Here is a 2,406-nt window from a genome sequence, read left to right on the forward strand (position 1 = left end):
CGTCGATTCCAGTTTGTCGCTGTCGACCAGACGATTGATCACGCCGAAGCGCTCGGCACGCGCTGCATCGAGTGGCTGCGCACTGAAGAACATCTCCTTCAATACGTGAATCGGCACATTGTTGAAGAAGCGCAGCAGGCCGCTCATCGTATAGGGCAAGCCAATGTTCGCCGGCGTCATCGCAAAGCTCGCGCTCCTGTCGGCAACAACGAGGTCGCAACTCATCGCCAGATCGACTGCTCCACCCCACGCGGAGCCCGACACCATCGCGATCACCACGCCCGGGTAAGCGCGTACGCGGCGCAACGCCCGCTCCAACGGCTTGCCGTAGGCGATCGGGTCGCGGTCGTGCACCAATTCTCCAAGGTCGTGGCCCGCGCTCCAGACGTCCTGCCCGACGCCGCTGCCAAGTATCACGACCGGGATCCGACGGGCGCCAAGGTCGGCGAGTTGCGCGTCAAGCGCGTGCAACAACTCCGCGCTGAGGGCATTCCTGCGCGTAGGATGGCTGAACGTCAAGCGTGCGATCCGTTCATCCACGATATCGACCGTTACCGCAAACGGCGATGCGTTCGGTGTGTTCATTGTGTGACCTCAGCAGCGTGTTCCAAAGTTTGCGGCGTGCTCATTGCGTCACTCCAGCCGCGCGTTCCAAGACGCGCGCCGGCGGCAGACACTCGCCCTGTTGGTGTACCGCTTTAGCGGCGAGCAGTGCCTTGATCGAGGCCTCATCGAAACCCGCCTCGCGCAATACATCGACAGTATGTTCGCCGAGGCCCGGCGGCGCATGCCGGCTGAGGTGACGCGAAGAATCGCCCATTGCCGCTGAACTGGACACCGGCGTCACGACCTGGCGCAGCGCGCCGAGCGTCGGATGCTCAAGCGTTTCCACTAACCGGCAATGCTGCACCTGGGGGTCGTTGAACACTTCGTCCAACGTATTGATCGGGCCAGCGGGCAACCCCACGCCGATGAAAAGTTCTGTCCACTCCCGTTTGCTGCGCGTCTTCAAACGCGCTTCCAACGCAGCCTTTAGCTCATCGCGATGCGCAACGCGGGCTTCGTTGGTCTCGAAGCGCGGATCGTCCGGCAACGCCGGCAATTCGAGCAATTGGCACAGGCGCAACCACATGTCCGAGGTGATCGGTGCAATGTTGAGCGGCCCGTCAGCGGTTTCGAACACGCCATAAGGCGCGATCACCGCATGCGCGTTGCCGGTGCGGCGCGGGATGTCGCCAAGGCTCAGGTAGCGCTGGCCGTGCACGCTCAGAAGCCCGACCAGACTCGCGAGCAACGACGTGCTCACATGCTGGCCACGCCCGGTTCGCTCACGCTCCAATAACGCCGACAGTATCGCCATCGCGAGCCACATGCCCGAGCTCAGGTCTCCAATCGCGGTGCCGGTGCGCGTAGGGTCGCCATCGGCGAAACCGGTCAGGCTCATCAGCCCGGAATAGCCTTGCGCGATCTGGTCGAAACCCGGCCAGCCACTCATCGGACCGTCGGCGCCGAACGCATTGATGCTGCCCATCACCAGCCGCGGATTGCGCGCGCTGAGGACGTCATAGCCGAGTCCCATGCTGTCGATGGTGCCGGGCTTGAAGTTCTCGATCACCACGTCGGCATCGTCGATCAGCCGGTGGATCGCGGCCAGTCCTTCCGGGTTGCGAAAGTCGATGCACACGCCGCGCTTGTTGCGGTTGCAGGATAGATAGTAGGTACTGACGCCCCGGTCGAAGGGCCCCCAGGTTCGGCTCATATCACCGCCCGGGCCCGGTTCGACCTTGATGACGTCCGCGCCGAGGTCGGCCAGCACCATCGAGCAGAACGGCCCTGACAGCGCGCGGCTCAGTTCGACGACCTTGATTCCTTGTAACGCTTGCATTGAGTTCTCCAACGAATTGATGACACTGCGGATAGCCCGCGTGATGTGCTCGTGCTATGCCCGCAGTGTCCGGAGACCGATGCGGATAGCGCGAACGATGCGCTCGACGCGGCGCTAATCCGGCAGCCTCTGATGACGGGTCTCGACAGCGAACGGCAAGATCAGCATGCCGATCACAAAAGCCACCGCTGTCCACGCAATCGGGAGTCCGAGCGAACCTTGCCAGTGAATTGCCGCAGCCAGCAGGAAGTTCACGCCAGCGCCAAGCAGGCGGCCCACCGACGCATTGAAGGCAAACGCGGTCGCGCGGATCCGGGTCGGGTATTGCTCAGGCAGCCACAGCGAAAAGATCGCGAAATTGCCGCCGAAGAAACCGAGGAACAGCAGCGACACCATGAACAGGTTGAGTCCGTTCGGCAGATAGAAGACCCAGCCGAAGGAGAACACGATCGACACCGCCATGCCAGCGAAGTACGCCCCGAGCGCGACGCGGCGCCCGAGCCGTTCCGCCAGCCACGGCG

General features: G+C 63.1%; 3 protein-coding genes. All 3 read right to left on the reverse strand.

The genetic code is table 11. From position 1 onward, the window contains the following. Positions 1-585 (reverse strand): methylmalonyl-CoA decarboxylase (gene scpB, locus WCA53_RS33355; RefSeq protein WP_423922129.1); only part of this gene is annotated, 585 nt, incomplete at its 3' end. A gap of 40 nt (positions 586-625) precedes the next feature. Continuing rightward, a complete protein-coding gene (locus WCA53_RS33360) occupies positions 626-1,885 on the reverse strand; it encodes a CaiB/BaiF CoA transferase family protein (protein WP_423922132.1) in 1,260 nt (419 codons plus the stop codon). Positions 1,886-1,999: 114 nt separating this feature from the next. Next, positions 2,000-2,406 (reverse strand): MFS transporter (locus WCA53_RS33365; protein ID WP_423922135.1); only part of this gene is annotated, 407 nt, incomplete at its 5' end.

Source organism: Caballeronia sp. (assembly GCF_049581465.1).
Taxonomy (GTDB): Bacteria; Pseudomonadota; Gammaproteobacteria; order Burkholderiales; family Burkholderiaceae; genus Caballeronia.